This window comes from Nocardia sp. NPDC059180 (genome assembly GCF_042754945.1).
Classification (GTDB): domain Bacteria; phylum Actinomycetota; class Actinomycetes; order Mycobacteriales; family Mycobacteriaceae; genus Nocardia.
The window spans coordinates 487,874-511,130 of sequence record NZ_JBHZBU010000002.1 but is presented as its reverse complement, the minus strand read 5'-3'; the positions used below and the strand labels follow the sequence as shown (position 1 = coordinate 511,130).

Below are 23,257 nucleotides of genomic sequence, written 5' to 3'. Positions count from 1 at the left end.
GGTGCTACTCGCCCGCCAGCCGCCGGTAGGTGGCGTTCCACAACCATTCGACCGGGCCACGGTCGAAGCGGCGCAGCCACAGGTGAGCGAAGCCGACGATCATGACCGCGACGACGAGGTAGACCGCGACCGTGAACGGCACCCTGGCATCGGGGGAGACCTGTGCGGCCAGGCCCAACCCCCAGCCGTAGCAGATGATCGAGGCGAACAGGTTCTGCAGGATGTAGCAGCTCAACGCCATGCGGCCGACTTCGGTGAGTCGGGCGCCGGTGAAGCCGGTCTTCGGGCGGTGCAGATAGAAATGCGCCACCAGCGCGAGGATGCCCAGCGATACGAACGGCGCAATTCCATAGCGAGTGATAAGCACGGCGTCGCCGCCCACGACGAGTCCGAGAAGTAGATCCACGGGCGCTGCCACGCCGAACCCGACGATCATCAGCCACTTGCGTAGCCGCGCGCCCTCCGAGGCGAACACGCCCGCCCGGAACAGCTTCACGCCGAGCAGGAACAGCGCGATCGACATCGGGAAGATGACGATCGTCTCCAGCCGGAAGGTGAGCGCGTTTTCCATCCGGAACAGCACGAGATCCCAGAACGAACCGTCGGCATAGGGATTCGGATCCAGCGGTTCCGGCGTGCGCTGCTCGCCACCTGCCGAACCGCCGGCAACCATGGCGACCGCCAGCAGCGTCAGCATCGCGAGATGGATGCTCGCCTGCACGATCAGCCAGCGCCACTGCGCACGCGGCGAGGTGGCCAGGATGAACGCGACGACCAATCCCGTGACCGCATACCCCATCAACACGTCGAATTCGGCGATCAGCAGGAAGTTCAGCAGGCCGTCCAGCAGCAGCAAACCAGCCCGGATCGGATACTTGCCGGGCCAGCGCCGCCCCACCCGCTGCGCCGACGCCTGCTGAATCGCCAGACCGATACCGAACATGATGGTCAGCAGTCCGAGATACTTGCCCTGCACGAATTGCTGCAGCACCCGTTCGGTCCAGTCCCACCCGTCGGTGGCCGGCGAGCCGAGTTCGTTGATATAGCCGATGATCCCCTCCGGGTTGGTGAGGATCCAGATATTGGTGCCGAGGGTGCCAAGGATCGCGATCCCGCGCAGCACATCGAGTGCGACCAGCCGCGGCGGCCGGGTGGCCGGCGTCGCGGAGGTGGTCGTGGCCAGCGATTCGGTCATGCTCCGACTATCGCGCGGGCAGGTGCGCGGACGGGTCCCCCGTAAGTACCACGATCGGTATGACATCCGGACAGTCGGTCGCGTCGCCTACGCTCGTGCACATGCAGCGCATCATCGGAATCGAGGTCGAATACGGCATCTCGACCCCCACGGAGCCGTCGGCCAACCCGATCCTCACCTCCACCCAGGCGGTGCTGGCCTACGCCGCCGCCGAAGGCGTGCCGCGGGCCAAACGAACCCGGTGGGATTACGAGGTGGAGTCACCGCTGCGCGATGCGCGCGGATTCGATCTGAGCCGGATGAACGGCCCGGCTCCGGTGATCGACGCCGACGAGGTGGGCGCGGCGAACATGATCCTCACCAACGGGGCGCGGCTCTACGTCGACCACGCTCACCCCGAATACTCCGCGCCCGAGGTCACCGATCCGCTGGACGCGGTGATCTGGGACAAGGCGGGCGAGCGGGTCATGGAGGCCGCGGCGCGGCACGCGTCGAGCGTGCCGGGCGCGCCGCGGCTACAGCTGTACAAGAACAACGTCGACGGTAAGGGCGCCTCCTACGGCACCCACGAGAACTACCTGATGAACCGCGACACGCCGTTCAACGCGATCATCGTCGGGCTCACGCCGTTCTTCGTCTCCCGGCAGGTGATCTGCGGGTCCGGTCGTGTGGGCATCGGCCAGTCCGGCGACCACGCCGGATTCCAGCTGTCGCAGCGCGCGGACTACATCGAGGTCGAGGTCGGCCTGGAGACCACGCTCAAGCGCGGCATCATCAACACCCGCGACGAACCGCACGCCGACGCCGACAAATACCGCAGGCTGCACGTCATCATCGGTGACGCCAACCTGGCCGAGATGTCGACCTATCTGAAGGTCGGCACCACCGCGCTGGTGCTGGATCTGATCGAATCCGGCGAGGACCTGTCGGATATGCAGCTGGCCCGCCCGGTCACCGCCGTGCACACCATCAGCCACGACCCCACGCTGCGCGCCACCGTCGCGCTGGCCGACGGCCGCGAACTCACCGGCCTGGCGCTGCAGCGGCTCTATCACGAGCGGGTCGCCAAGTTCCTTCATCGCGAAGGCAACGACGATCCGCGCGTGGCCGACGTCATGGACAACTGGGCCATGGTGCTCGATCTGCTCGAGCGCGATCCGATGGAATGCGCGCACCTGCTGGACTGGCCGGCCAAGCTGCGGCTGCTCGAGGGCATGCGCAACCGTGAGGGGCTGAGCTGGGCGGCGCCGAAACTGCATCTGATGGATCTGCAGTACTCGGACGTGCGGCTGGACAAGGGCCTCTACAACCGCCTTGTCGCGCGCGGCTCGATGAAGCGTCTGGTCAGCGAACAGCAGGTGCTCGATGCGATGACCCAACCGCCCACCGACACCCGCGCCTACTTCCGTGGCGAGTGCCTGCGCCGATTCGGCGCCGATATCGCGGCCGCGAGCTGGGATTCGGTCATCTTCGACCTCGGCGGTGACTCGCTGGTGCGCATCCCGACGCTGGAACCGCGCCGTGGCACCAAGGCGCATGTCGGCAAGCTGCTCGACGGCGTCGATACCGCCGCCGACCTGGTGCAACAGCTCACCACTTAGGTCTGTGACCGGCCCGCGGCACTCGTGCGCGGGCCGGTGCCGGGTCACGACACTCACCGAATCCGACAACGTGTCGGTGCGGCTGGGTAGTGTTGAAGAACGAGCACGCACATTGCGCACGACCGGGCCGGTGCTCACCCAGGGTCCGGGCGTGGTGAAACAACAGGAGGTCGGCTGCCATGGCACAAGAGCAGACCAAACGCGCCGGGGGCGGCGACGAGGACGAGGGCCCGGAGGGCGTTGACGCCGCCGGTCAGGAGCGGCGCGAAAAGCTCGCGGAGGACACCGACGACCTGCTCGACGAGATCGATGATGTGCTCGAGGAGAACGCCGAGGACTTCGTCCGCGCCTACGTGCAGAAAGGCGGCCAGTGACCTCAGGTGACCCCTTGCGTCTCCACCCGGGGTACGCCCTGTCGTCCTTCTCCGAACATCTGCGCATGCACGCACCCGATCTGTTGCCCAGCAACGGATTCGCTGCGATGAACTCCGCCGCCGGAATCCCCGGCGGCGGTGCACGCGATATCGCCCCACACGGCACCACCATCGTCGCGGTCACCTTCCGCGGCGGCGTGCTCATCGCGGGCGACCGGCGCGCCACCCAGGGCAACCTGCTGGCCAGCCGGGACATGGAGAAGGTCTACATCACCGACTCCTACTCGGCGGCCGGTATCGCGGGTACCGCGGGCATGGCCGTGGAGATGGTGCGGTTGTTCGCGGTGGAACTCGAGCATTACGAGAAGATCGAAGGGGTCCCGCTGACCTTCGACGGCAAGGCCAACAAGCTGTCGAAGATGGTGCGCGACAACCTGCCCGCGGCCCTGCAGGGCCTGGCGGTGGTTCCCGTGCTGGTCGGCTACGACCTGGAGGCGACCGATCCCGACAAGGTCGGCCGGATCATCTCCTATGACGTCGTCGGTGGGCAGAGCGAGGAGCGATTCGGTTACGCCGCAGTGGGTTCGGGCTCGAACTTCGCCAAGTCGTCGCTGAAGAAGCTCTACGCCAAGGGGATCGACGAAGACCGGGCGTTGCGTATCGCGGTGGAGTCGCTGTTCGACGCCGCCGACGACGACACCGCCACCGGCGGTCCCGATCTGCTGCGCGGCATCTATCCCACGGCGATCGTCATCAATGCCGACGGTGCGCTCGAGGTGACCGACACCAGGCTCGAGGAGATCGCCCGCGGCATCGTCGCCGACCGGGAGGCAGCGCAGGAGGCCCGATGACGGTCCTCCCGCACGACACAGCAAGGAGTGCCAGCGAATGACGCTGCCGTACTACGCGTCGGCCGAGCAGATCATGCGCGACAAGACCGAGCTCGCGCGCAAGGGCATCGCGCGGGGTCGCAGTGTCGTCGTTCTCGTCTACGACAAGGGCGTGGTGTTCGTCGCCGAGAATCCCTCGGCGACGCTGCACAAGGTGAGCGAACTCTACGACCGGATCGGCTTCGCGGCCGTCGGTAAGTACAACGAGTTCGAGAACCTGCGTCGCGGCGGGATCCTGCAGGCCGATCTGCGCGGCTACCAATACGGTCGCCGCGACGTCACCGGCCGGGCATTGGCCAATGCCTACGCCCAGTCGCTCGGCTCGATCTTCACCGACCAGCTCAAACCCTTCGAGGTCGAGATCTGTGTCGCCGAGGTGGCCTATCCGGAACAGGACCGCAGTGCGGTGCTGTACCGGATCACCTTCGACGGCTCGATCGTCGACGAACGTGAATACGTGGTCATGGGCGGCACCACCGAGCCCATTCTCACCGCGTTGAAGGCGTCCTATGAACCCGGTCTCGATCTCGCGGGCGCCATCGGCGTCGCGGTCAAGGCGTTGCAGGCCGGACTGCCCGAGGGTGATAAGGACAAGCGCGTGCTCGGCGTTTCCTCACTCGAGGTCGCCACGCTGGAGCAGGCGCGGCCCCGCCGGGCGTTCCGGCGGATCGGCACGGCGGTATTGGAGCGGTTGCTCGATACGTCGGCAGCCGGCGCAGGCACCGAGGCCGAAGCGGAAGCACAGGCGGAGGCCGCAGGCGAGGGCGAGGCCACCGAGAAGTAGCAGCAGCTGATTCGGGCCGTACGCGACGGTAGCGCCGTCGCGTACGGCCCGAAGTCGGCTCAGAGCCCGGTCCGACGGATGGAGCGAGCGGACCGGACACCACGCGCCCGCCGGGCGCGACGGCGACAGGTCGGGTTGCTGTGTGGCTGCTGCACGGCCCGAACCAAAAATCTGGCGCCCACGAGGCCTTGCCGTCGAACGATTACCGTCCAAATCGTTGCCAAGACGTATACATACGGGTTCTCCGATCCCCGCGCGAGGGCTGGTCATGGCTGTAATGTCGATAGTGTGCAGCGACGAATCATGGGGATCGAGACCGAATTCGGTGTGACGTGCACCTTCCACGGACACCGCAGGCTCAGCCCCGACGAGGTGGCCCGGTATCTGTTCCGCCGGGTGGTGTCCTGGGGTCGCAGTTCCAACGTATTCCTCCGCAACGGCGCCCGGTTGTACCTCGACGTCGGCTCGCATCCGGAATACGCCACCGCAGAATGCGACAACCTGGCCCAGTTGGTCACCCACGACCGGGCCGGTGAGCGGGTTCTCGAGGAACTGCTCATCGACGCAGAACAGCGACTCGCCGAAGAAGGTATCGGCGGGGATATCTACCTGTTCAAGAACAACACCGACTCGGCGGGCAACTCCTACGGCTGCCATGAGAACTTCCTCGTGGTCCGTGCGGGGGAGTTCTCCCGGATCTCCGATGTGCTGCTGCCCTTCCTGGTGACCAGGCAGCTGATCTGTGGTGCAGGCAAGGTGCTGCAGACGCCCAAGGCGGCCACGTTCTGCCTATCGCAGCGGGCCGAGCACATCTGGGAGGGCGTCTCCTCGGCGACCACCCGGTCCCGGCCGATCATCAACACTCGCGACGAACCGCATGCCGATGCCGAGAAGTATCGCCGTCTGCATGTGATCGTCGGCGACTCGAACATGTCCGAGACCACGACCATGCTCAAGGTAGGCACGGCTTCGCTGGTGCTGGAGATGATCGAGGCGGGCGTGTCCTTCCGCGATTTCGCCCTCGACAATCCGATTCGCGCCATCCGCGAGGTCAGCCACGACCTCACCGGCAAGCGTCCGGTTCGGCTCGCCGGCGGACGCCAGGCAAGCGCCCTCGAGATCCAGCGCGAGTACTACGCCCGCGCGGTCGAGCATCTGCGCAACCGCGATCGCGATCCGCAGATCGACCAGGTCGTCGACCTGTGGGGCCGCACCCTCGACGCGGTGGAGGCGCAGGACTTCGCGAAGGTCGACACCGAGGTCGACTGGGTGATCAAGCGCAAGCTGTTCCAGCGCTACCAGGACCGCTACAACATGGAGCTGTCCGATCCCAAGATCGCCCAGCTGGACCTGGCCTACCACGACATCAAGCGCGGCCGCGGCGTGTTCGATCTGCTGCAGCGCAAGGGTCTGGCCAAGCGGGTCACCGAGGACGACGCGGTCGACGCCGCGGTGGAAACGCCCCCGCAGACCACCCGGGCCAAACTGCGCGGCGATTTCATCACCGCCGCCCAGGAAGCCGGACGCGATTTCACCGTCGACTGGGTGCACCTGAAGCTCAATGATCAGGCTCAGCGCACGGTGCTGTGCAAGGACCCGTTCCGTTCGGTCGACGAGCGGGTCGACAGGCTCATCGCCTCGATGTAGTGCGTGCTCGCCGGCGGCGTTCAGTCGCCGGCGAGATGACGCTCCACCGTCTCGACCTTCGACGTCATCGCATCGGTGACTCCCGGCCGGATATCGGCCTTCAGTACCAGGCTGCATCGTGGTGCCACGTCGAGAATCACGTCGGTCGCCTGCTTGACCACCGCCATCACCTCGTCCCATTCGCCCTCGATCGTGGTGAACATGGCGTCGGTGCGGTTGGGCAGTCCGCTCGCGCGCACCACCCGCACCGCCTCGGCAACAGCCCGGCCCACATCCACACCGGCGCCCAGCGGGGTGACGGAGAACGCGATGATCATGGTCGGCTCCTCGGATCGGGTGCGTGGTTATTCCACACTGCCAAACGGGTAACCCGTGCGCCGCCGCAACACCACACCGCGCGGCGCATTACCCTGTTCGAGTGGCGATATCCAAGGTCGAGCGGTTGATGAATCTGGTCATCGCCCTGCTGTCGACCCGGCAGTTCCTCACCGCCGAGCGGATCAGGGACAGCGTCGCGGGATACGAGGACTCGGTCAGCGACGAAGCATTCAGCCGGATGTTCGAACGCGATAAGAACGAACTGCGCGACCTCGGCATCCCGCTCGAGGTGGGGCCGGTGAGCCGGTTCTCCACCGTCGAGGGTTACCGGATCAACCGGGACGCCTACGAACTCCCCGATATCGACCTGACCAGCGCTGAAGCGGCAGCCGTCGCCGTGGCGGTGCAGATGTGGGAATCGCCGGAACTGGCCGCCGCGGCTGAGGGCGCGCTGCTCAAACTGCGCGCCGCGGGCATCCACGTGGAAACCGACGCGGGCCTGGCCTCGGTGCCCGCGGTGCCTGCGCGAACCCGCGGGTCCGAACCGGTGCTCGGCAAACTGCTCGCTGCCGTCGACGCCGGGCAGGCGGTGCGGTTCGAGCATCGCGGCGCCGTCAACGCGCCGTACCTCATGCGCGATGTGGAGCCGTGGGGCGTGGTGACCCATCACGGCCGCTGGTATCTGGTCGGCCATGATCGCGAACGTAATGCCACCCGCACCTTCCGGCTCTCGCGCATCGGCGACGAGATCACCCCGTACGGTCCGCGCAACGCGGTGCGCAAACCCGACGACGTCGATCTGCGTGAGATCGTCACCAGGGTGACCGGCACCGTCCCGGTGTCCGGTTCGGCGACGATCTGGGTGGCCGACGGCCGCGGTCGGGAACTGCGCCGACTGGGTGTCGCGGGCGGTTCTCGCACCATCGGAGGTCGCACCGGCACCGTCATCGAGGTTCCGGTGCGCTCGCGCGACTGGATCGCTCGGTTGATCACCGGTCTCGGCCCCGATGCGGTGGTGTTTGCCCCGCGTGACCTGCGTGAGGATGTCGTGGCCCGGCTGCGGTCGGTCTTCGACCACACGGAGGTCACGGCATGAGGGTTCAGCGCCCGAAGGCGGGAGCGTTCGTCACCACGCAGGGCGTCCGATCATGCCAGGAGGAGGCAGCATGAGCAGCCGGTTGTCGGTGCGGCTGTCGCGGCTGCTGAACATGGTCCCGTACCTGATGGCCCATCCAGGGATCAGCGCCGCCGAGGCCGCCGCCGACCTCGGTGTGACCACCAAACAGCTGATGAGTGATTTGAATCAGCTGTGGATGTGCGGTCTGCCCGGTTATGGCCCCGGTGATCTGATCGACCTCTCGTTCTCCGAGGAGAGCATCGACGTCACCTTCTCCGCGGGTATCGATCGTCCGCTGCGCCTGACCTCCACCGAGGCCACCGCACTGCTGGTGGCGCTGCGTTCGATCGTGGACACACCGGGCATGGTCGACCCGAGTGCCGCCCACTCGGCGATCGCCAAGATCGAAGCCGCCATCTCCGGCGCCGCACCCGAGGCCGCTGGTGTGCCCCGGCCCGTGGAAGCGCCGGCTGTGGCGACCGTGCGGGCGGCGCTGGCGGCCCGGCACGCATTGCGGCTGGTGTATTACTCGGCCAGCCGCGATGTGGTCTCCGAACGCATCGTCGACCCGGTCCGGATCGTGCTCGTCGACAACAACAGCTACCTGCAAGCCTGGTGCCGTCAAGCCGAGGGGGTGCGCCTGTTCCGGTTCGACCGGATCGAGGCTGCCACCGAGCTCGACGAGGCTGCCCGTCCGCCCAGTGATGCCGCCGACGATGCCGCGCTCGACCTGTTCCAGGACGATCCGGCGCTCCCGCTGGCGCGTTTGCGGATCCGCGGCGACTACGGCTGGGTCCTGGACCAGTACCCGATCCAGCGGCTGGCCGTGCACGCCGACGGCAGCCTGGAGGCGACCATGCGGTTCGCGACGCTGGACTGGATGGCGCGGCTGCTACTCGGCTTCGGGTCAGGGGTCACCGTCCTCGGGCCGCCGGAACTGGTGGCCGCGGTGCGCGAACGGTCGAACGCGGCACTGGCCGCATACGACGAAGCAGGTTATGAGGAGGCAGGACCGGCTTGACGAATCGGGTCATGGTGCTCGGCGCCGGCAGTATCGGAACCTTTGTCGGCGGGAAGCTGGCAGCGGCGGGCGCGGAGGTGACCTTCGTCGGCAGACGTCCGCTACTCGACCAGATCAGTGCCTCCGGCCTGCGGCTGACCGATCTCGATGGCGGATCGGTGACCGTGGCCGCCGACCGATTCGCCGTCGCGACCGAACCGGAGGGCGCCGAATCCGCCGATCTGGTGCTGGTCACGGTGAAATCCGGTGCGACCGGCGATGCCGCGCACAGCCTGTACGGCAAGCTCCGGCCCGGGACTGTGGTCCTGAGCCTGCAGAACGGCATCGGCAACGACGGCGTGATCCGCACCGTGCTGTCCGGCAGCGTGGTGCTGGCGGGCATGGTGATGTTCAACGTCGTCCAGCACGGCAACGGCCACTTCCACCGCGGCACCGACGGCGTCATCGCCGTCCACGACGATCCGGCGCTCGACCGCTTCTCCGAGCACTTCCATCGCGCGGGTCTGCCCCTTGACCGGCATGCCGACCTGCTGCCGGTGCAGTGGGCCAAGCTGCTGCTGAACCTGAACAACCCGGTCAACGCGCTGTCGGGCCTGCCGCTGCGGACCGAACTCGCTCAGCGCGACTACCGGCGCTGCCTCGCGCTCGCCCAGCGCGAAGCGCTCGATGTGATGAACAGCGCGCGAATTCAGCCGGCCCGGCTGACCGCGCTGCCGCCGTCGCTGATGGCCCGGTTGCTCACCGTCCCCGACGCGGTGTTCGAGCGGGTGGCCGGACGGGTGCTGGCCGTGGACCCGATGGCGCGCTCGTCGATGGCCGATGACCTCGCCGCCGGTCGCCGTACCGAAATCTCTTGGCTGTGCGGCGAAATCGTCAGCCTCGGTGCGATGGTCGGGCGGCCGACACCGGTGAACCAGCGGCTCATCGAACTGATCCTGGCCGCCGAGCAGGGTGACGATCGTCGCTGGAGTGGGCCGCAGTTGCTCGGGCAATTGCGTGAAGCGGCCGCCCAGAGCGCCGAATGACCGACGCCGAGCTGGTTGAACGCCAGGCCAACGGGTGCCTACGGGCGGGTTCGCCCACGTCATGGTCCGGTAGCATCGGTGCTATCACAGTCTTTGGAGGTAGAACATGGGCAGTCTGAGCATCTGGCACTGGCTGATCATCGCGGTGGTCTTCGTGATGTTCTTCGGCGCGAAACGGATGCCCGACGCGGCCCGCAGCCTCGGTCGATCGCTGCGGATCTTCAAGAGCGAGGTCAGCCAGATGCAGAACGAGGGCGGCAACTCCGCCGCCTCCTCGGCCGCACCTGCCGCCCCCGCTCAGCAGCTCCCGTCCGGACAGGCCGCGAACCCGGCGCCCGCCGACCAGCCGCGCACCGAGTCGAAAACGCTCTGACCAACGCGCCGACCGGAGTGAGTTCGGACTCACTCCGGGTATTTTGCTGTTGGCGTCCGGCCATCGCTCGGCGTCGGCGGTGAGCGGTCCGGGCACGCGAGCACAAGGGCAACCACACACACCATGCGAATTCCGTTCGACCCCCGGCGCAGCAGGCGCAGGACCAATCCCGACGGCACCATGTCGTTGGTCGAGCATCTCCATGAGCTGCGTACCCGGCTGCTGATCTCGATCGCCGCGGTCCTGGTCACCACGGTGCTCGGTTTCCTCTGGTACGCGCATTCCTTCCTCGGCATCGAAAGCCTCGGCGAGATCCTGCGCGGACCCTACTGTGGGTTGCCGTCGGAGGCGCGGGCCTCGTTGACCCCGGACGGCGAATGTCGCCTGCTGGCCACCGCACCGTTCGAGCAGTTCATGCTCCGGTTGAAGGTGGGTATGACCGCGGGCATCGTGATGGCCTGCCCGGTGTGGCTGTACCAGCTCTGGGCGTTCATCACCCCAGGCCTGTACGCCAAGGAACGCAAGTACGCGATCGGCTTCGTCGCCTGCGGTTCGGTGCTGTTCGTTACCGGTGCGGTGCTGGCCTATGTGGTGATCGCGCACGCGTTGAGCTTCCTGCTCTCCATCGGCGACAACGTGCAGATCACCGCGTTGAGCGGTTCGGAGTACTTCAGTTTCATCATGCAGCTGCTGGTGATCTTCGGTGTCAGTTTCGAGACGCCGCTGCTGATCATCGGGCTCAACCTGATCGGCGTGCTGACCTACGTCCGGCTCAAGGCCTGGCGGCGCGGCATCATCTTCGGACTGTTCGTCTTCGCCGCCATCGTCACCCCGCAGGACCCGTTCTCCATGCTCGCGCTCGCGCTGGCGTTGACGGTGCTGTTCGAGGTGGCCGTCCAGTTCGCGCGGATCAACGACGCACGCCGGGCCAGGCGCGAACGCGCGGAGGGCTGGGGCGAGCTCGACGACGAGCAGGCCTCGACGTTGTCCGGTCCCGATTCCGTCGGATCCGCCGATCCCATCGTCGGCGCGGAGCCCGTGGCGCCCCCGGAGAAAAGCACCCGCCCGGTGTCGGACTACTCCGATACTCTCTGACGCGTGACACAGAATCGGTCGCTGACGGGGGAGCTGGACAGCTTTTCCGCCGATCTGACCTTCCGGCTGGACCCCTTTCAGCAGCAGGCATGCCGCGCCCTCGAAGACGGGCACAGCGTCCTGGTGTGCGCACCCACCGGCGCGGGCAAAACCGTCGTCGGTGAGTTCGCGGTACACCTGGCGCTGGCTACCGGCGGCAAATGCTTCTACACCACACCGATCAAAGCGCTGTCGAACCAGAAGTTCGCCGATCTCACCGCGCGCTACGGCCGCGACAAGGTCGGGCTGCTGACCGGTGACCAGTCGATCAACTCTCGCGCCCCGATCGTGGTCATGACCACCGAGGTCTTGCGCAACATGCTCTATGCGTCCTCGGACTCGCTGTACGGACTGTCCTATGTGGTCATGGACGAGGTGCACTACCTGGCCGACCGCTTCCGCGGCGCGGTGTGGGAAGAGGTCATCCTGCACCTGTCGCCGGAAGTGCGGCTGGTCAGCCTGTCGGCCACGGTGTCCAATGCCGAAGAGTTCGGTGCGTGGATGGAGACCGTGCGCGGCGATACCGCCGTCGTGGTGGACGAGACCCGCCCGGTCCCGCTGTGGCAGCACGTCATGGTCGGCCGGCGCATGTTCGATCTGTTCGACAGCAATTCCTCCGAGCAGAAAGTGCTCGTCGACGAAGACCTGGTCCGCTACATCCGCCACCGCGAGAGCGCCGACCGGATGAACAACTGGGGTAGCGGCCCGCGCGGGCGTGGCGGCGGGCGCCGCGACTTCCGGCCGCTGCCACGCCCCGAGGTGCTGGCCAAGCTGGACGAAGAAGCATTGCTGCCGGCCATCACATTCATCTTCAGCCGGGCAGGCTGCGACGGCGCGCTGGCGCAATGCCTGCGGTCGCGGCTGGATCTGAGCCGAGACGAAGATCAGGACCGGGTCGACGCGATCATCGAAAAGCACACCGGCGAGCTGCCCAAGGCCGATCTCGAGGTGCTGGGCTACTGGGAGTGGCGCGAGGCGCTGCATCGCGGGCTCGCCGCGCACCATGCGGGCATGCTGCCCGCGTTCCGGCACACCGTGGAAGAGCTGTTCGTCAACGGGCTGGTGCGCGCGGTGTTCGCCACCGAGACGCTCGCGCTCGGCATCAACATGCCCGCCCGCACCGTCGTGCTGGAACGGCTGGTCAAGTTCAACGGCGAATCCCACGCCGAACTCACCCCCGGTGAGTACACCCAGCTCACCGGCCGCGCCGGACGTCGCGGCATCGACGTCGAAGGCCACGCGGTGGTGCTGTGGCAGCCGGAGGTCGACACCAGCGCGGTGGCCGGTCTGGCCTCCACCCGCACCTACCCGCTGCGCAGCTCGTTCCGGCCCGGCTACAACATGTCGATCAACCTGATCGATCGAATGGGTGCCGACGAGGCGCGGGCACTGCTGGAGCGGTCGTTCGCGCAGTTCCAGGCCGACCGCTCGGTGGTCGGGTTGGTCCGTGGCATCGAACGCAACGAGAACCAGTTGCGCAAACTCGCCGGACAGCTCGGTGGGGTGGAGGGCGATTTCTTCGAGTACTTCTCGCTGCGGGAGCGGATCAAGCAGCGCGAACGTCAGATCGAGCTGCAGGGCAGGACCGATCGGCGCGGTGCGGCGGTCGCTGCGCTGACCTCGTTGCGGCGCGGCGACGTCGTCGCGATTCCGTCCGGGCGCCGCGCGGGGCTCGCGGTGATCCTGGAAGCCGACGCCACTCCCGGCGACCCGCGTCCCCTCGTGCTCACCGAGGACAAGTGGGCCGGACGGATCTCGGTCGCCGATTTCCCTGTCCCCGCCCAGGCACTCGGCCATATGCGGTTGCCGCGCCGGGTCGATCACCGCACCGCCCGCACCCGCCGCGATCTTGCCTCCGCGTTGCGCAGCACCGGCATCGCGGCACCCGGCAGGCAGCGTCGCGGTCAACGCTCCCGCGCCGCCGACGACCGGGAACTGGCCACCTTGCGGCGCAGCCTGCGTGCCCATCCCGCGCACAGCAGACCCGACCGCGAGCAGCTCAGCCGCATCGGCGAACGCTATGCACGGCTGACCCGGGAAACCGACACCATGCGCCAGAAGGTTGCCGCGACGACGAACTCGCTGGCACGCACCTTCGACCGGATCCTCGGACTGCTGGAAGAACGCGGTTTCGTGCACGAGGGCGAGGTCACCACGGACGGCCGCCGACTCGCCAGGATCTACGCTGAAAGCGATCTATTGGTCGCCGAATGCCTGCGCCAGGGGCTGTGGCGCGGAATGGGGCCTGCCGAACTGGCGGCCGTGGTGTCGATCCTGGTCTACGAATCACGCCAGGAGGGCGGATACCTCGGCGCGTCCGGGCCGACGGAGCCGGTGCGAAGAGCGGTCGGCGCCACTGTCGCGGTGTGGTCGCAGTTGCGGACCGATGAAGCCAGGCACAAACTCGCGCCCACCCGCGAACCGGACCTCGGATTCGTCACCGGTATCCACACCTGGGCCCGCGGCGACGGGTTGGCCGAGTCGTTGCTCGCCAGCGGTGACCAGGGTTCACCGTTGTCGGCAGGCGATTTCGTGCGCTGGTGCCGTCAGGTCATCGACCTGCTCGACCAGATCCACAGCGTTGCCGACGATACGGAGGTCGCGGCCACCGCGGCGAAGGCGGTGCGGGCGATCCGGCGGGGTGTCGTCGCGGTGGACGCCGCGTGACAGAAGCGTTTGTGATTTGATTTCTTTCGCACGCGGGGGGCTACCGTGTGTGTACCGATGCGAGTGGAGGCAACCAGATGAGCGGCCCGTACGGACCGAACGACGCCCCTGGTCCCGGGGAGGGACGCAACGATCCCACCCAGCACTGGGGCGGACAGCAGGCGCCCGGCGGGGCCGGGCCCACCCAACAGTGGGGCGGCCAGCAGCCGTCCGCGGCACAGCCCACCCAGCAGTGGGGTGGTGGCGAGCAGGCGTCGCAGCAGCAGTGGGGGCAGCAGCCCAACCAGCCCCAGCAGCCCAACCAGCCCCAGCAGCCGTGGGGTCAGCAGCCGCAGCAACCTCAGCAGCCGAGCCAGCCGCAGAGCCAGCCGTGGGCGCAACCCCAGCAGCAGCCGCAGCAGCAGTGGGGTCAGCCGCAGCAGCAACCCCAGCAGCAGTGGGGACAGCAGCAGCCGCAGCAGGACTGGGGTCAGCAGGGCCAGCAGCAGTGGAACCCGAACCAGCCGCAGCAGCCCCAGCAGGGCGGCAGTGGCGGCGGTAAGAGCAAGGGCCTGATCATCGGCCTCGCCGTGCTCGGCGTGGCGATCGTCGGCGGCATCGTCGCGCTGATCCTGCTGCTGACCGCCAAGGACGAACTCGACCAGGCGGCCGTGCAGTCCGGTGTGCAGAAGGTGCTCTCGGAGTCCTACGGCATCGAAGACGTCAGCGACGTCTCGTGCCCGGCCGGTCAGGAAGTCAAGGTCGACGCCACCTTCAGCTGCGACCTGAAGGTCAGCGGCGAGGCGAAGAAGGTCAGCGTCAAGATCACCAAGGACGACGGCACCTACGAGGTCGGCCGCCCGAGCTGATCCTCAACCGGGCAGCCTGCATCGTCGGCGGGCTCGCCCGGTGCACGGTCCGTCGGCGGTTGTCGTCGCCTCAGAGCCCGGGGCCCGCGGCAATCACTGCGCCGCCCGGATCGAATTCCAGTCGGTAGATCGCCGGCATCGGCATGGTCCGTACGAACGGCCAGTCGATGTCGGCGATTCCGTTCTGCTGCCACTCCTCGGTGAGCGGTAGCCGATGCTGTGGGAGCGCCCGGATGGACGGCAGCGCATCAACCGATCATCACGACGATGCCCGCGCGTCACCGGGCGCTGATTCAGGAACGCGGCGCGGCCATCGCGGTGACGAGCCGGGTGACGGGGCTTTCGGCGTTGTAGGTGAGGGCCAGTTCGCGCAGGCGGTCGGGGTCGGCGGGGGTGGTGGGGAGGACGTCTGAGCGGGAGAGGGCGACGTCGGCGTCTCGGACCACGCGGACCACGGGAGCCGCAGCGGTCAAATAGTCCTCGGCGGCACGGAGTTTGGCGCGGACGCCCTGAGCGAGGTCGGCGGCGGGATCGTCGACGGCGGCTCGCAACGCGTCGAGTGAGCCGAACCGGGTGATGAGGGTGGACGCCGACTTTTCGCCGATGCCCGCGACACCGGGCAGGCCGTCGGAGGCGTCGCCGCGCAACGTGGCCATATCGGCGTAGGCGGGGCCCGCGTTCTCCAGCGGCACAACGTATTTCGCGGATACCTCGGCGGGGCCGAACAGTTCCGCCTTGGCCAGGCCGCGGCCCACGTAGAGCACCCGGACCAGCGGCGTGGGGGTGTCGCGCACCAGTTGGAGTAGGTCGCGGTCGCCGCTCACCACGACGACGTCGTCGGTCTGTTCCTGGGAGGCGAGCGTGCCGAGCACATCGTCGGCCTCGAGTCCCTCGGCACCGCCGGTGGCGATCCCGGCCGCCGCCAGCACCTCGAGAATCATGGCCACTTGCGGGGTCAGCCGATCCGGCACCTCCTCCGCGCCGGGTGCGGCCTCCGCCGAAGTATCGAGGCGGTGGGACTTGTACGTGGGCACCAGATCCACCCGGAACTGCGGCCGCCAATCCAGATCCAGGCACACCACGAGCCTGCTGGGAGAGTGCCGAGTAATGAGCGCGGCGACCATATCGGTGAAGCCGCGCACCGCGTTCACCGACCGGCCGTCGGGTGCGGTGATCTTCTCGGGGATCGCGTGGAAGGCGCGGAACCACAGGCTGGCCCCGTCGAGCAGCAGCAGTGGTCCGGTGTCGGGAGCGGCAGACGTCACGGGGCGAGGTTACCCGCCGGGGCCGACAGCGCCGACGGAAAACGCCCGGGTGCCGGATGCGTTCGATGCGGGCAGCAGCGCGGGTGCGGTCTCGGTCGGGCGGGCAACTACCCGGCAGGCCGGTCGCCGGGAACTGGCGATGGCGCCGGTGCCGGATACGTCGATCCGAGCAACAACTACGGAACGGGCGGAGTCGATCCGGGCATCGCGTCCTACGGGTAACGTCGACCGGTATGAGCTCGCACACGGATTCACGATTCGCGGGGGACGTCTATGCCGACCGGCTCGAGCGCACGGTGCAGCTGATGCACGCCGCTCATCTGGACGCGCTGCTCATCACCCCCGGGCCCGACCTGCGCTATCTGATCGGCTCCGCGGCGGACTCGTTCGAGCGGCTGACCTGCCTGGTCATCCCAGCCGACAAGAGCACACCGTCGGTGGTGATACCGAAATTGGAGCTCGCCTTCCTCGACGGCTCCGCGGTGTCGGACCTCGGTCTGCAGGTCAGCGACTGGGTCGACGGTATCGACCCGTACCAAATCGTGAAATCAGCACTGCACGTCGGCTCCCGCGTCGCGGTCACCGACTCGATGCCCGCCCTGCACCTGCTGCCGCTGGCCGAATCCTTCAGCGGCCTTCCGGTCTCGGCGACGCCCGTGCTGCGCGAACTGCGCATGATCAAGGACGCCGCGGAGATCGAGGCCCTGCGCGAGGCAGGCGACGCGATCGACCGCGTGCACGCCAGGATGGGCGAGTGGCTGCTGCCCGGCCGCACCGAAGCCGAGGTCGCCGCGGACATCCGCAAGGCGATCGTGGCCGAAGGCCATACCGAGGCCGAGTTCGTCATCGTCGGCAGTGGTCCGAACGGCGCGATCCCGCATCACATGGAATCGGAGCGGCGCCTGCAGCAGGGCGACGTGGTCGTCATCGATATCGGCGGCCCGATCGCTACCGGCTACAACTCCGACTGCACCCGCACCTACGTCTTGGGCGAGCCCCGCTCCGAGGTGGCCACCCGCTACACCGAACTGGAAGACGCACAGGCCGCGGCGGTGGCGGCCGTGCGCCCGGGCGTGAGCGCCGAATCGGTGGACGCCGCTGCCAGAGAACCGTTGAAGGCGGCAGGATTGGGCGATGCGTTCGTGCACCGCACCGGGCACGGCATAGGCCTGTCGGTGCACGAGGAGCCCTACATCGTCGAAGGCAACAAGCTGGAGTTGCGGCAGGGGATGGCGTTCAGCGTCGAGCCGGGCATCTATTTCCGTGGCGAGTGGGGTGCGCGCATCGAGGACATCGTGGTCGTCACCGAGGACGGCTGCGAGTCGATGAACCAACGTCCGCACGGTCTGACGGTGCTCTGAGCGCACCAGGCGGCGTGTGCCGCCTCGCTGGTTGCCGATGGCAGCCAGGGCGTCAGACCGCCCGCGATCAGCGCGCGGTGAGGGTACTGCTCGACATGGCCCGGCGCACCTGGATCGCGATCACGACACGCGTCGGGTTCTCCCGCGGCACCCGGTACCGGCCCGCGTAGCGCTGCACCGCATCGGCGACGCTGTCCGGATCGTCGAGGACCGTTGCCGGGCCTTCGAGCGTCAGCCAACGTGCCCCGTCGACCTGGCTGACCGCCGCGTACCCGGACCGGCGGGCATTGCGCACCTTGACCGACTTGCCGTCGGCGATGATCCGCGCGACCCCGGCCGCCGCGTCCCAGGTGAATCCGACGGCCACCACGTGTGGTGTCCCGTCGACGCGCAGGGTGGACAGGGTCGCCAGGTGCCGCTCGGTCACGAACTCGGCGGCAGCGGGGGAGAGTTCGACAGCAGCATCGATCGGCATGCGTCGACGGTAGCGAGTGGGGGAGTTGCGTCCACCACCGCGTCTACCGAACGTGCTCGGCGCCACGGCGACGGGTCGTCGGGCGCGGTGGGGATCGGCGGCCCGGCGAGGTCGGCGGTGCGGGCCTGGCCGCCGGGAGGCAGCGGGGGTGCGGCCAGGATCTGCCAGATCTGTTGTATCGGAGGCCTCGCGGTCCGACCGCATCGCTGATTACCGGCCCCGCCGACCGGATGACAGGATGAGCGCATGGGATTGCGTGGTGCGCGAGAGCTCGATGCGGGGACGGTGCTGGTGCTCGGTGGGCGCAGCGAGATCGGACTCGAGATCGCGCGGCGGGTGGCGCCCGGGCGGACTGTCGTGCTCGCAGCCCGGCGCAGCGGGGAGCTGGCCGCGGAGTCGGCCGCCGTCGAAGCGGCGGGGGCGGCAGCCGTACATTGCGTCGAGTTCGATGCCGATGACACCGCGAGTCACCCCGCGCTGCTGGAGAAGGTGGCCGCCGAACACGGCCCACTCGGTGTGGTGGTCGTGGCCTTCGGCATTCTCGGCGACCAGGCCCGCGCCGAACGCGACCCGGCCCACGCGCTTGCGGTAGTGCACACCGACTTCAGCGCGCAGGTCAGCGTGCTCACCGTGCTGGCCAACATGCTGCGGGAGCAGGACAGCGGACAGATCGTGGTGTTCAGCTCGATTGCCGGGGTGCGGGTGCGGCGGGCGAACTATGTCTACGGTTCGGCGAAGGCAGCTCTCGACGGATTCGCCAACGGTCTCGGTGACGCGCTCCACGGCACCGGTGTGCATCTGCTGCTGGTTCGTTCGGGGTTCGTCATCGGGCGAATGACCGAAGGCATGGAGTCGGCCCCGTTCTCCATCACGCCCGGCGAGGTCGCCGACGCGGTTGTGGCGGGTCTGCACCGGCGAGCCGGGCGGGTCGTGGTTCCGGGCATCTTGCGGCTCGTCTTCGTCGCGTTCCGGCTGATGCCCCGGCCGATCTGGCGCCGGATGCCTCGATGAACCTCGGAGTGCGCGAGTGAACGCGCGAGTCGAGGGCGCGGCGGAAGAGCCCGCACAGTGGCCTGGTACCCCGATCGCGGTCGTCGGCATCGGCGCCGAGGGATGGAGTGGACTGGGAGCGGCAGCGCGCGACGCTGTCACGGGGTGCGGGGTACTGATGGGCTCGGCGCGGCAGCTCGCGCTCGTCCCCGGCGAAGTCGCCGCCCGGCGGGTCTGCTGGCCCTCACCCTTGCTGCCCTCACTCGCTGATCTGCTGCGTGAACATGCCGCCGAGCGCGTGTGCGTACTGGCCAGTGGCGACCCCATGTTCTACGGCATCGGTGTGACACTGGCGAAACTCGTGGGCCCGCAGGCGCTGCGGGTACTTCCGCAACCATCGTCGGCATCGCTGGCGTGTGCCCGGCTCGGTTGGCCGCTCGCCGAGATCCCGGTTGTCTCCGTGGTCGGCCGGTCACCGGCGAATCTGTTGCCGGAACTGGCCGATCGCCGTCGAGTCCTCGTGCTCAGCGAGGACGGCGGCACCCCGGCGGTGATCGCGAACCTGCTGAGCCGCAACGGTTTCAGCGCTTCTGAGCTGACGGTTCTCGAACAGCTCGGGGGCCCGGCCGAGCGGATCGTATCGGCGACGGCGGCGACGTGGAACGGCAGCGCCGACCCGCTCAACATCGTCGCCATCGAGGCTCTCGCGGATACCGGGCGTCCCCGGACCACACGGCTGCCCGGGCTGCCCGACGCGCTGTTCGGCGAGGACGGCCAGCTCACCAAATCCGAGGTCCGCGCCCTGACCGTGAGTGCCCTGGCGCCCGCGCCGGGTGAACTGCTGTGGGATGTCGGCGGTGGTTCGGGCAGCATCGCCATCGAATGGTGCCGCACCGACCCCACCTGCCGGGCGGTCAGCTTCGAACGAATCGAACGCCGGCGGCAGCGGATCGCCGAGAACGCCGCGGCACTCGGCGCCATCCGGATCGAGATCAGGGGCGAGGTGCGCGCCGAACTGGGTGGCTCTGTCGGCCCGGCTCCCGATGCGATCTTCCTCGGCGGCGGCCTCACCCAAGACGGCGTTTTCGAGACATGCTGGTCGCATCTGCGCCAGGGTGGGCGGCTGGTGGCCAATGCCGTCACCGCCGAGTCCGAGGCGATGCTGGTCGGGCTGGTCGCCGTGCACGGCGGTGAACTGCGCAAATTCCAGATCTACCGCGCGGAGTCACTGGGTGGGTTCACCGCATGGCGGCCACAGTTGCCGGTGGTGCAGTGGACGGTGGTCAAGGGCGCGAACTGAGCACAGATCCGGTCGTTGCCCACGGGTGAAACAGGACCTTTCCAGCGGGTAGGGTCTGGTCCGAGTTCCGATCATGATCGGAAAAACCCAGTTCCTGACCGGGGAGTTACATGAAGTACAAGAAGTTCGCCGCCACCGCGCTGCTCGCCGTCGCCGCCACCGGTGTCGCCGCAGGCACCTCCTACGCCGCTCCGGCACCCACCCCGCCCGCCTCGCAGGACCAGAGCACCGCGGTGCCAACGGTCACCGGCGAAGACCAGGGCGTGGACTACACCCTCGAACTCGCCGAGGCCGGTAAGTCGCTGGTTACCAGCGTGTCCGGTGGCAAGTTCAGCCTCGACACCGACGACAAGACGGTGACGTTGAAGAACTCCGACGGCGCCGTCGTCACCACGATCCCGCTGACCGCCACCGCCAAGGGGCAGCCGGTGGAGATCGCCGCGACCCTCGACGCCGACAACACCAAGCTCACCCTGACCCCGCAGGTCACCCCGACCGCGGCGGCCCCGACCCAGGCCGAAGCCATTTCGGCGCAGGGCTGGTTCATGGCCGAACTGCAGCGCGCCTCGCTCGGCGCGCTCGTCGGCGGTCTGATCGGCGCCGCAGTCGGCATCCTGTTCTTCGGGGTCGGCATCCTGCCGGGTGCCGTGCTCGGTGCCATCATCGGCCTCGCGGTCGCGGGTGGTCCGGAGTTGCTGAACGCGGGCCTGGCCTACTTCAGCGGCCAGCCCTGAACATCCTGATTCTGGGCGGAACCCGGCAGGCCTGGGAACTGGCCCGCATCGCTTCCGGCGAGCGAGGATTCGATATCGTCTCCTCGCTCGCCGGACGCGTTCGTGAACCCGTTCTGCCCTCGGGCGAAGTTCGTATCGGTGGTTTCGGTGGGGCGCAGGGTCTGCGGGACTGGTTGGTCGGGCACCGGATCACCGCTGTTGTCGACGCGACTCATCCGTTCGCCGACACGATCACCGGCAATGCGGCGATCGCCTGCCGAGCCGCCGATGTTCCGTTGGTGCGGCTCAGTCGCCCCGGCTGGTCGGCGGTGCCGGGGGACAACTGGATTCGCGTCCCCGACCTTGCCGCCGCGGCCGCGCGTGTCGGCGACCTGGGGGAGCGGGTGTTCCTCACGATCGGCCGCCAAGGCGTCGGCGCGTTCGCCGGCCACACCGCGCAGTGGTTCCTCATTCGCGCCATCGACCCGCCGGAATCGGCGCTGCCGCCCCACTATGAACTCCTGCTGGCCCGTGGGCCCTTCACCGTCGAGGCCGAAGCCGATCTCCTAGCCGAGCATCGCATCGACGTGCTGGTGACCAAGGACAGTGGCGGCGCTGATACCGCCGCGAAACTCACCGCCGCGCGTGACGCGGGGCTTGCGGTGGTGATGATCGACCGACCCGCGGTACCGGAGGGAACAGCCGTTGTTTCCACTGTTGCGGAGGCGATGGACTGGCTGCGTCGGGACGTGACACGCAGTTGAGCGCGTGCCCGCTCACCGTCGCCAGAAGAAGTGGTGCACCACCCCGCTGGGGCTCGGGACCTGCTCGAGATGAAATCGATCGGTCAGTTCCTCGGGGCTCGACCACAACCGTTCGCCGCCACCGAGTTCGATGGGCGCGACCGCCACATGCATCTGGTCGATGAGATCGGCGTCGAGGAACTCCCGGACCGTCGCGACGCCACCACCGATCCGCACGTCCTTGCCGTCGGCGGCCTCGAATGCGCGCGCCAGGGCTTCTTTCGGTGACGCGTCGAGGAAATGGAATGTGGTGTCGGCCAGCGTGAACGATGGCCGCTCGTGATGGGTGAGCACGAATACCGGTGTGCGGAACGGAGGTTCCTCGCCCCACCACCCCTGCCATTCGTAGTTCTCCCACGGCCCCCGCTGTGGGCCGAACTTGTTGCGCCCCATGATCTCGGCGCCGATGTTGTTCGCCCAGTCACGAGTGATGTAGTCATCGAGACCGTAGCTCCCGCCGGGGTCGGTCCGGTTCACCCAGTGCGCGGTAGCCCCGGCCCACGAGATGAAATCGGCTGGATTCGCACTCCCGAACGGCCGCTCGAGGCTCTGCCCCTCCCCGGCACCGTACCCATCACGGGAAATGCTGAAGTTCTGAACCCGGACGATCTGCGTCATCGAAAACCCTTTCTGGTTGCAATATGCAAGCAGTTAGGAATCTACCCAGACCGATCTCATAATGCAACCAGTTACGCCGGATCCGCCCCGGATCCCGGCGGCCGAACCTCGACGACCACGCCGGTATCGGGTGCCTTGGCGGAGTCGCGGGCGAGGAGGGCGGGGAGGCGGTCGAACCAGTCGAGGACGGCGCGTTCGTAGGCGATGCCGAATTCGAGGGTGGCGTGCTGGTGGGGGCGCATGGTGGTGCAGTCTTCGCGGAGGTAGCCGTCCAGGCGTTTCTGGTGGACTTCGCGGCCTGCGGTGATGATCTGGTCCAGGTGCGTGGGGTCGAGATGATCGCCGAACGACATTGTCAGCAGCAGTGGTACTCGGATCGTTTCCGCGCCGGGGTCGCGCGCGATCCACTCCCGGAACGCGGCCCGGCCTTCGTTTGTGATCTGGTACGGCGTGCGTTCGCGGGCTCCGGTCTGCCCCTTCTCGACAAGGCCCGCCGCGTCCATGGCGGTGAGTTCGCGGTAGACCTGACTCTGGGTGATGGTCCAGAAATCGCCGATCCGCTCCTGGGCCAGATTCACCAGATCCCAGCCCGACATGGGGCCCTCGTGCAGGAAGCCCAGCAATGAGGCGGCCGTGGAATTCAATGGGCGTCTGTTCGTGCGGTCCGCCACCTGCGCTCCCATCGTCAACGACACTCCATAGTGGAATGTTGACGAGTCTACTCGCCTGCTGCTCCAC

At 67.9% G+C, this 23,257-nt stretch carries 23 protein-coding genes; 17 read left to right on the top strand and 6 right to left on the bottom strand.

All coding sequences use genetic code 11. The features are described from left to right. Positions 1-4: 4 nt before the first annotated feature. On the bottom strand, positions 5-1,195 hold the full coding sequence (locus ACFXNW_RS08345; protein WP_379416956.1) for a DUF418 domain-containing protein: 1,191 nt from the start codon (positions 1,193-1,195) through the stop codon (positions 5-7). 101 nt (positions 1,196-1,296) lie between these two features. On the opposite strand from ACFXNW_RS08345, the gene dop reads away from it, so the two are divergent. The 5 genes from dop (at position 1,297) to pafA (ending at position 6,491) form a co-directional block, all read left to right on the top strand. After that, positions 1,297-2,796, top strand: a complete 1,500-nt coding sequence (gene dop / locus ACFXNW_RS08340) for a depupylase/deamidase Dop (RefSeq protein WP_379416955.1) — start codon at positions 1,297-1,299, stop codon at positions 2,794-2,796. A gap of 179 nt (positions 2,797-2,975) precedes the next feature. Then, positions 2,976-3,170, top strand: a complete 195-nt coding sequence (locus ACFXNW_RS08335; RefSeq protein ID WP_014351559.1) for a ubiquitin-like protein Pup — start codon at positions 2,976-2,978, stop codon at positions 3,168-3,170. After that, the gene (gene prcB, locus ACFXNW_RS08330) at positions 3,167-4,021 is read left to right on the top strand and encodes a proteasome subunit beta (protein WP_379416954.1); all 855 of its coding nucleotides are present in this window, start codon (positions 3,167-3,169) and stop codon (positions 4,019-4,021) included. The genes ACFXNW_RS08335 and prcB overlap by 4 nt, the downstream gene beginning before the upstream one ends. A gap of 37 nt (positions 4,022-4,058) precedes the next feature. Further along, positions 4,059-4,844, top strand: a complete 786-nt coding sequence (gene prcA / locus ACFXNW_RS08325) for a proteasome subunit alpha (protein WP_379416953.1) — start codon at positions 4,059-4,061, stop codon at positions 4,842-4,844. Positions 4,845-5,132: 288 nt separating this feature from the next. Beyond that, positions 5,133-6,491, top strand: a complete 1,359-nt coding sequence (gene pafA, locus ACFXNW_RS08320) for a Pup--protein ligase (protein WP_309138619.1) — start codon at positions 5,133-5,135, stop codon at positions 6,489-6,491. A 20-nt stretch (positions 6,492-6,511) separates the two neighbouring features. On the opposite strand, the gene ACFXNW_RS08315 is transcribed toward pafA, so the two are convergent. Then, complete coding sequence (locus ACFXNW_RS08315) at positions 6,512-6,808, bottom strand: MTH1187 family thiamine-binding protein (RefSeq protein ID WP_379416952.1); 297 nt, start codon at positions 6,806-6,808, stop codon at positions 6,512-6,514. A 101-nt stretch (positions 6,809-6,909) separates the two neighbouring features. Between ACFXNW_RS08315 and ACFXNW_RS08310 the strand changes: the two genes are divergently transcribed. The 7 genes from ACFXNW_RS08310 to ACFXNW_RS08280 all read left to right on the top strand — a co-directional run bounded on the left by ACFXNW_RS08310 (position 6,910) and on the right by ACFXNW_RS08280 (position 14,994). Further along, positions 6,910-7,905 carry a helix-turn-helix transcriptional regulator gene (locus tag ACFXNW_RS08310; protein ID WP_379416951.1) on the top strand — a complete coding sequence of 332 codons (996 nt, stop codon included), beginning with the start codon at positions 6,910-6,912 and terminating at the stop codon, positions 7,903-7,905. A gap of 70 nt (positions 7,906-7,975) precedes the next feature. Continuing rightward, on the top strand, positions 7,976-8,947 hold the full coding sequence (locus tag ACFXNW_RS08305) for a helix-turn-helix transcriptional regulator (protein ID WP_379416950.1): 972 nt from the start codon (positions 7,976-7,978) through the stop codon (positions 8,945-8,947). After that, on the top strand, positions 8,944-9,972 hold the full coding sequence (locus ACFXNW_RS08300; protein ID WP_379416949.1) for a 2-dehydropantoate 2-reductase: 1,029 nt from the start codon (positions 8,944-8,946) through the stop codon (positions 9,970-9,972). The genes ACFXNW_RS08305 and ACFXNW_RS08300 overlap by 4 nt, the downstream gene beginning before the upstream one ends. A 106-nt stretch (positions 9,973-10,078) precedes the next feature. Beyond that, the gene (gene tatA, locus ACFXNW_RS08295; RefSeq protein ID WP_379416948.1) at positions 10,079-10,345 is read left to right on the top strand and encodes a Sec-independent protein translocase subunit TatA; all 267 of its coding nucleotides are present in this window, start codon (positions 10,079-10,081) and stop codon (positions 10,343-10,345) included. 123 nt (positions 10,346-10,468) lie between these two features. Then, the gene (gene tatC / locus ACFXNW_RS08290) at positions 10,469-11,440 is read left to right on the top strand and encodes a twin-arginine translocase subunit TatC (protein WP_379416947.1); all 972 of its coding nucleotides are present in this window, start codon (positions 10,469-10,471) and stop codon (positions 11,438-11,440) included. Positions 11,441-11,443: 3 nt separating this feature from the next. Then, positions 11,444-14,146, top strand: a complete 2,703-nt coding sequence (locus ACFXNW_RS08285; protein ID WP_379416946.1) for a DEAD/DEAH box helicase — start codon at positions 11,444-11,446, stop codon at positions 14,144-14,146. Positions 14,147-14,223: 77 nt separating this feature from the next. Next, positions 14,224-14,994, top strand: a complete 771-nt coding sequence (locus ACFXNW_RS08280; protein WP_379416945.1) for a DUF4333 domain-containing protein — start codon at positions 14,224-14,226, stop codon at positions 14,992-14,994. A gap of 293 nt (positions 14,995-15,287) precedes the next feature. On the opposite strand, the gene ACFXNW_RS08275 is transcribed toward ACFXNW_RS08280, so the two are convergent. Next, positions 15,288-16,259 (bottom strand): 5'-3' exonuclease H3TH domain-containing protein, encoded by a 972-nt coding sequence (locus ACFXNW_RS08275; protein WP_379416944.1) that lies wholly within the window; start codon positions 16,257-16,259, stop codon positions 15,288-15,290. Positions 16,260-16,492: 233 nt separating this feature from the next. On the opposite strand from ACFXNW_RS08275, the gene ACFXNW_RS08270 reads away from it, so the two are divergent. Then, positions 16,493-17,620, top strand: coding sequence for a M24 family metallopeptidase (locus ACFXNW_RS08270; RefSeq protein WP_379416943.1), 1,128 nt, complete (start codon positions 16,493-16,495; stop codon positions 17,618-17,620). Between the two features lie 67 nt (positions 17,621-17,687). Here the strand turns inward: ACFXNW_RS08270 and ACFXNW_RS08265 are convergent, their stop codons facing one another. After that, positions 17,688-18,095, bottom strand: a complete 408-nt coding sequence (locus tag ACFXNW_RS08265; protein WP_379416942.1) for a PPOX class F420-dependent oxidoreductase — start codon at positions 18,093-18,095, stop codon at positions 17,688-17,690. 246 nt (positions 18,096-18,341) lie between these two features. Between ACFXNW_RS08265 and ACFXNW_RS08260 the strand changes: the two genes are divergently transcribed. The 4 genes from ACFXNW_RS08260 (at position 18,342) to ACFXNW_RS08245 (ending at position 21,862) form a co-directional block, all read left to right on the top strand. Beyond that, positions 18,342-19,106 carry an SDR family NAD(P)-dependent oxidoreductase gene (locus ACFXNW_RS08260; protein ID WP_379416941.1) on the top strand — a complete coding sequence of 255 codons (765 nt, stop codon included), beginning with the start codon at positions 18,342-18,344 and terminating at the stop codon, positions 19,104-19,106. Between the two features lie 16 nt (positions 19,107-19,122). Then, entirely contained in the window at positions 19,123-20,385 is a 1,263-nt protein-coding gene (gene cbiE / locus ACFXNW_RS08255) for a precorrin-6y C5,15-methyltransferase (decarboxylating) subunit CbiE (RefSeq protein WP_379416940.1), read from the top strand. A 110-nt stretch (positions 20,386-20,495) separates the two neighbouring features. Beyond that, positions 20,496-21,119 carry a hypothetical protein gene (locus ACFXNW_RS08250; RefSeq protein WP_379416939.1) on the top strand — a complete coding sequence of 208 codons (624 nt, stop codon included), beginning with the start codon at positions 20,496-20,498 and terminating at the stop codon, positions 21,117-21,119. Then, positions 21,116-21,862, top strand: coding sequence for a cobalt-precorrin-6A reductase (locus ACFXNW_RS08245; RefSeq protein WP_379417350.1), 747 nt, complete (start codon positions 21,116-21,118; stop codon positions 21,860-21,862). Before ACFXNW_RS08250 ends, ACFXNW_RS08245 begins: the two co-directional genes overlap by 4 nt. Positions 21,863-21,874: 12 nt before the next feature. Here the strand turns inward: ACFXNW_RS08245 and ACFXNW_RS08240 are convergent, their stop codons facing one another. Continuing rightward, a complete protein-coding gene (locus ACFXNW_RS08240; protein ID WP_379416938.1) occupies positions 21,875-22,519 on the bottom strand; it encodes a dihydrofolate reductase family protein in 645 nt (214 codons plus the stop codon). A 71-nt stretch (positions 22,520-22,590) separates the two neighbouring features. Next, positions 22,591-23,202, bottom strand: a complete 612-nt coding sequence (locus tag ACFXNW_RS08235) for a PadR family transcriptional regulator (RefSeq protein WP_379416937.1) — start codon at positions 23,200-23,202, stop codon at positions 22,591-22,593. Positions 23,203-23,257: the final 55 nt, after the last annotated feature.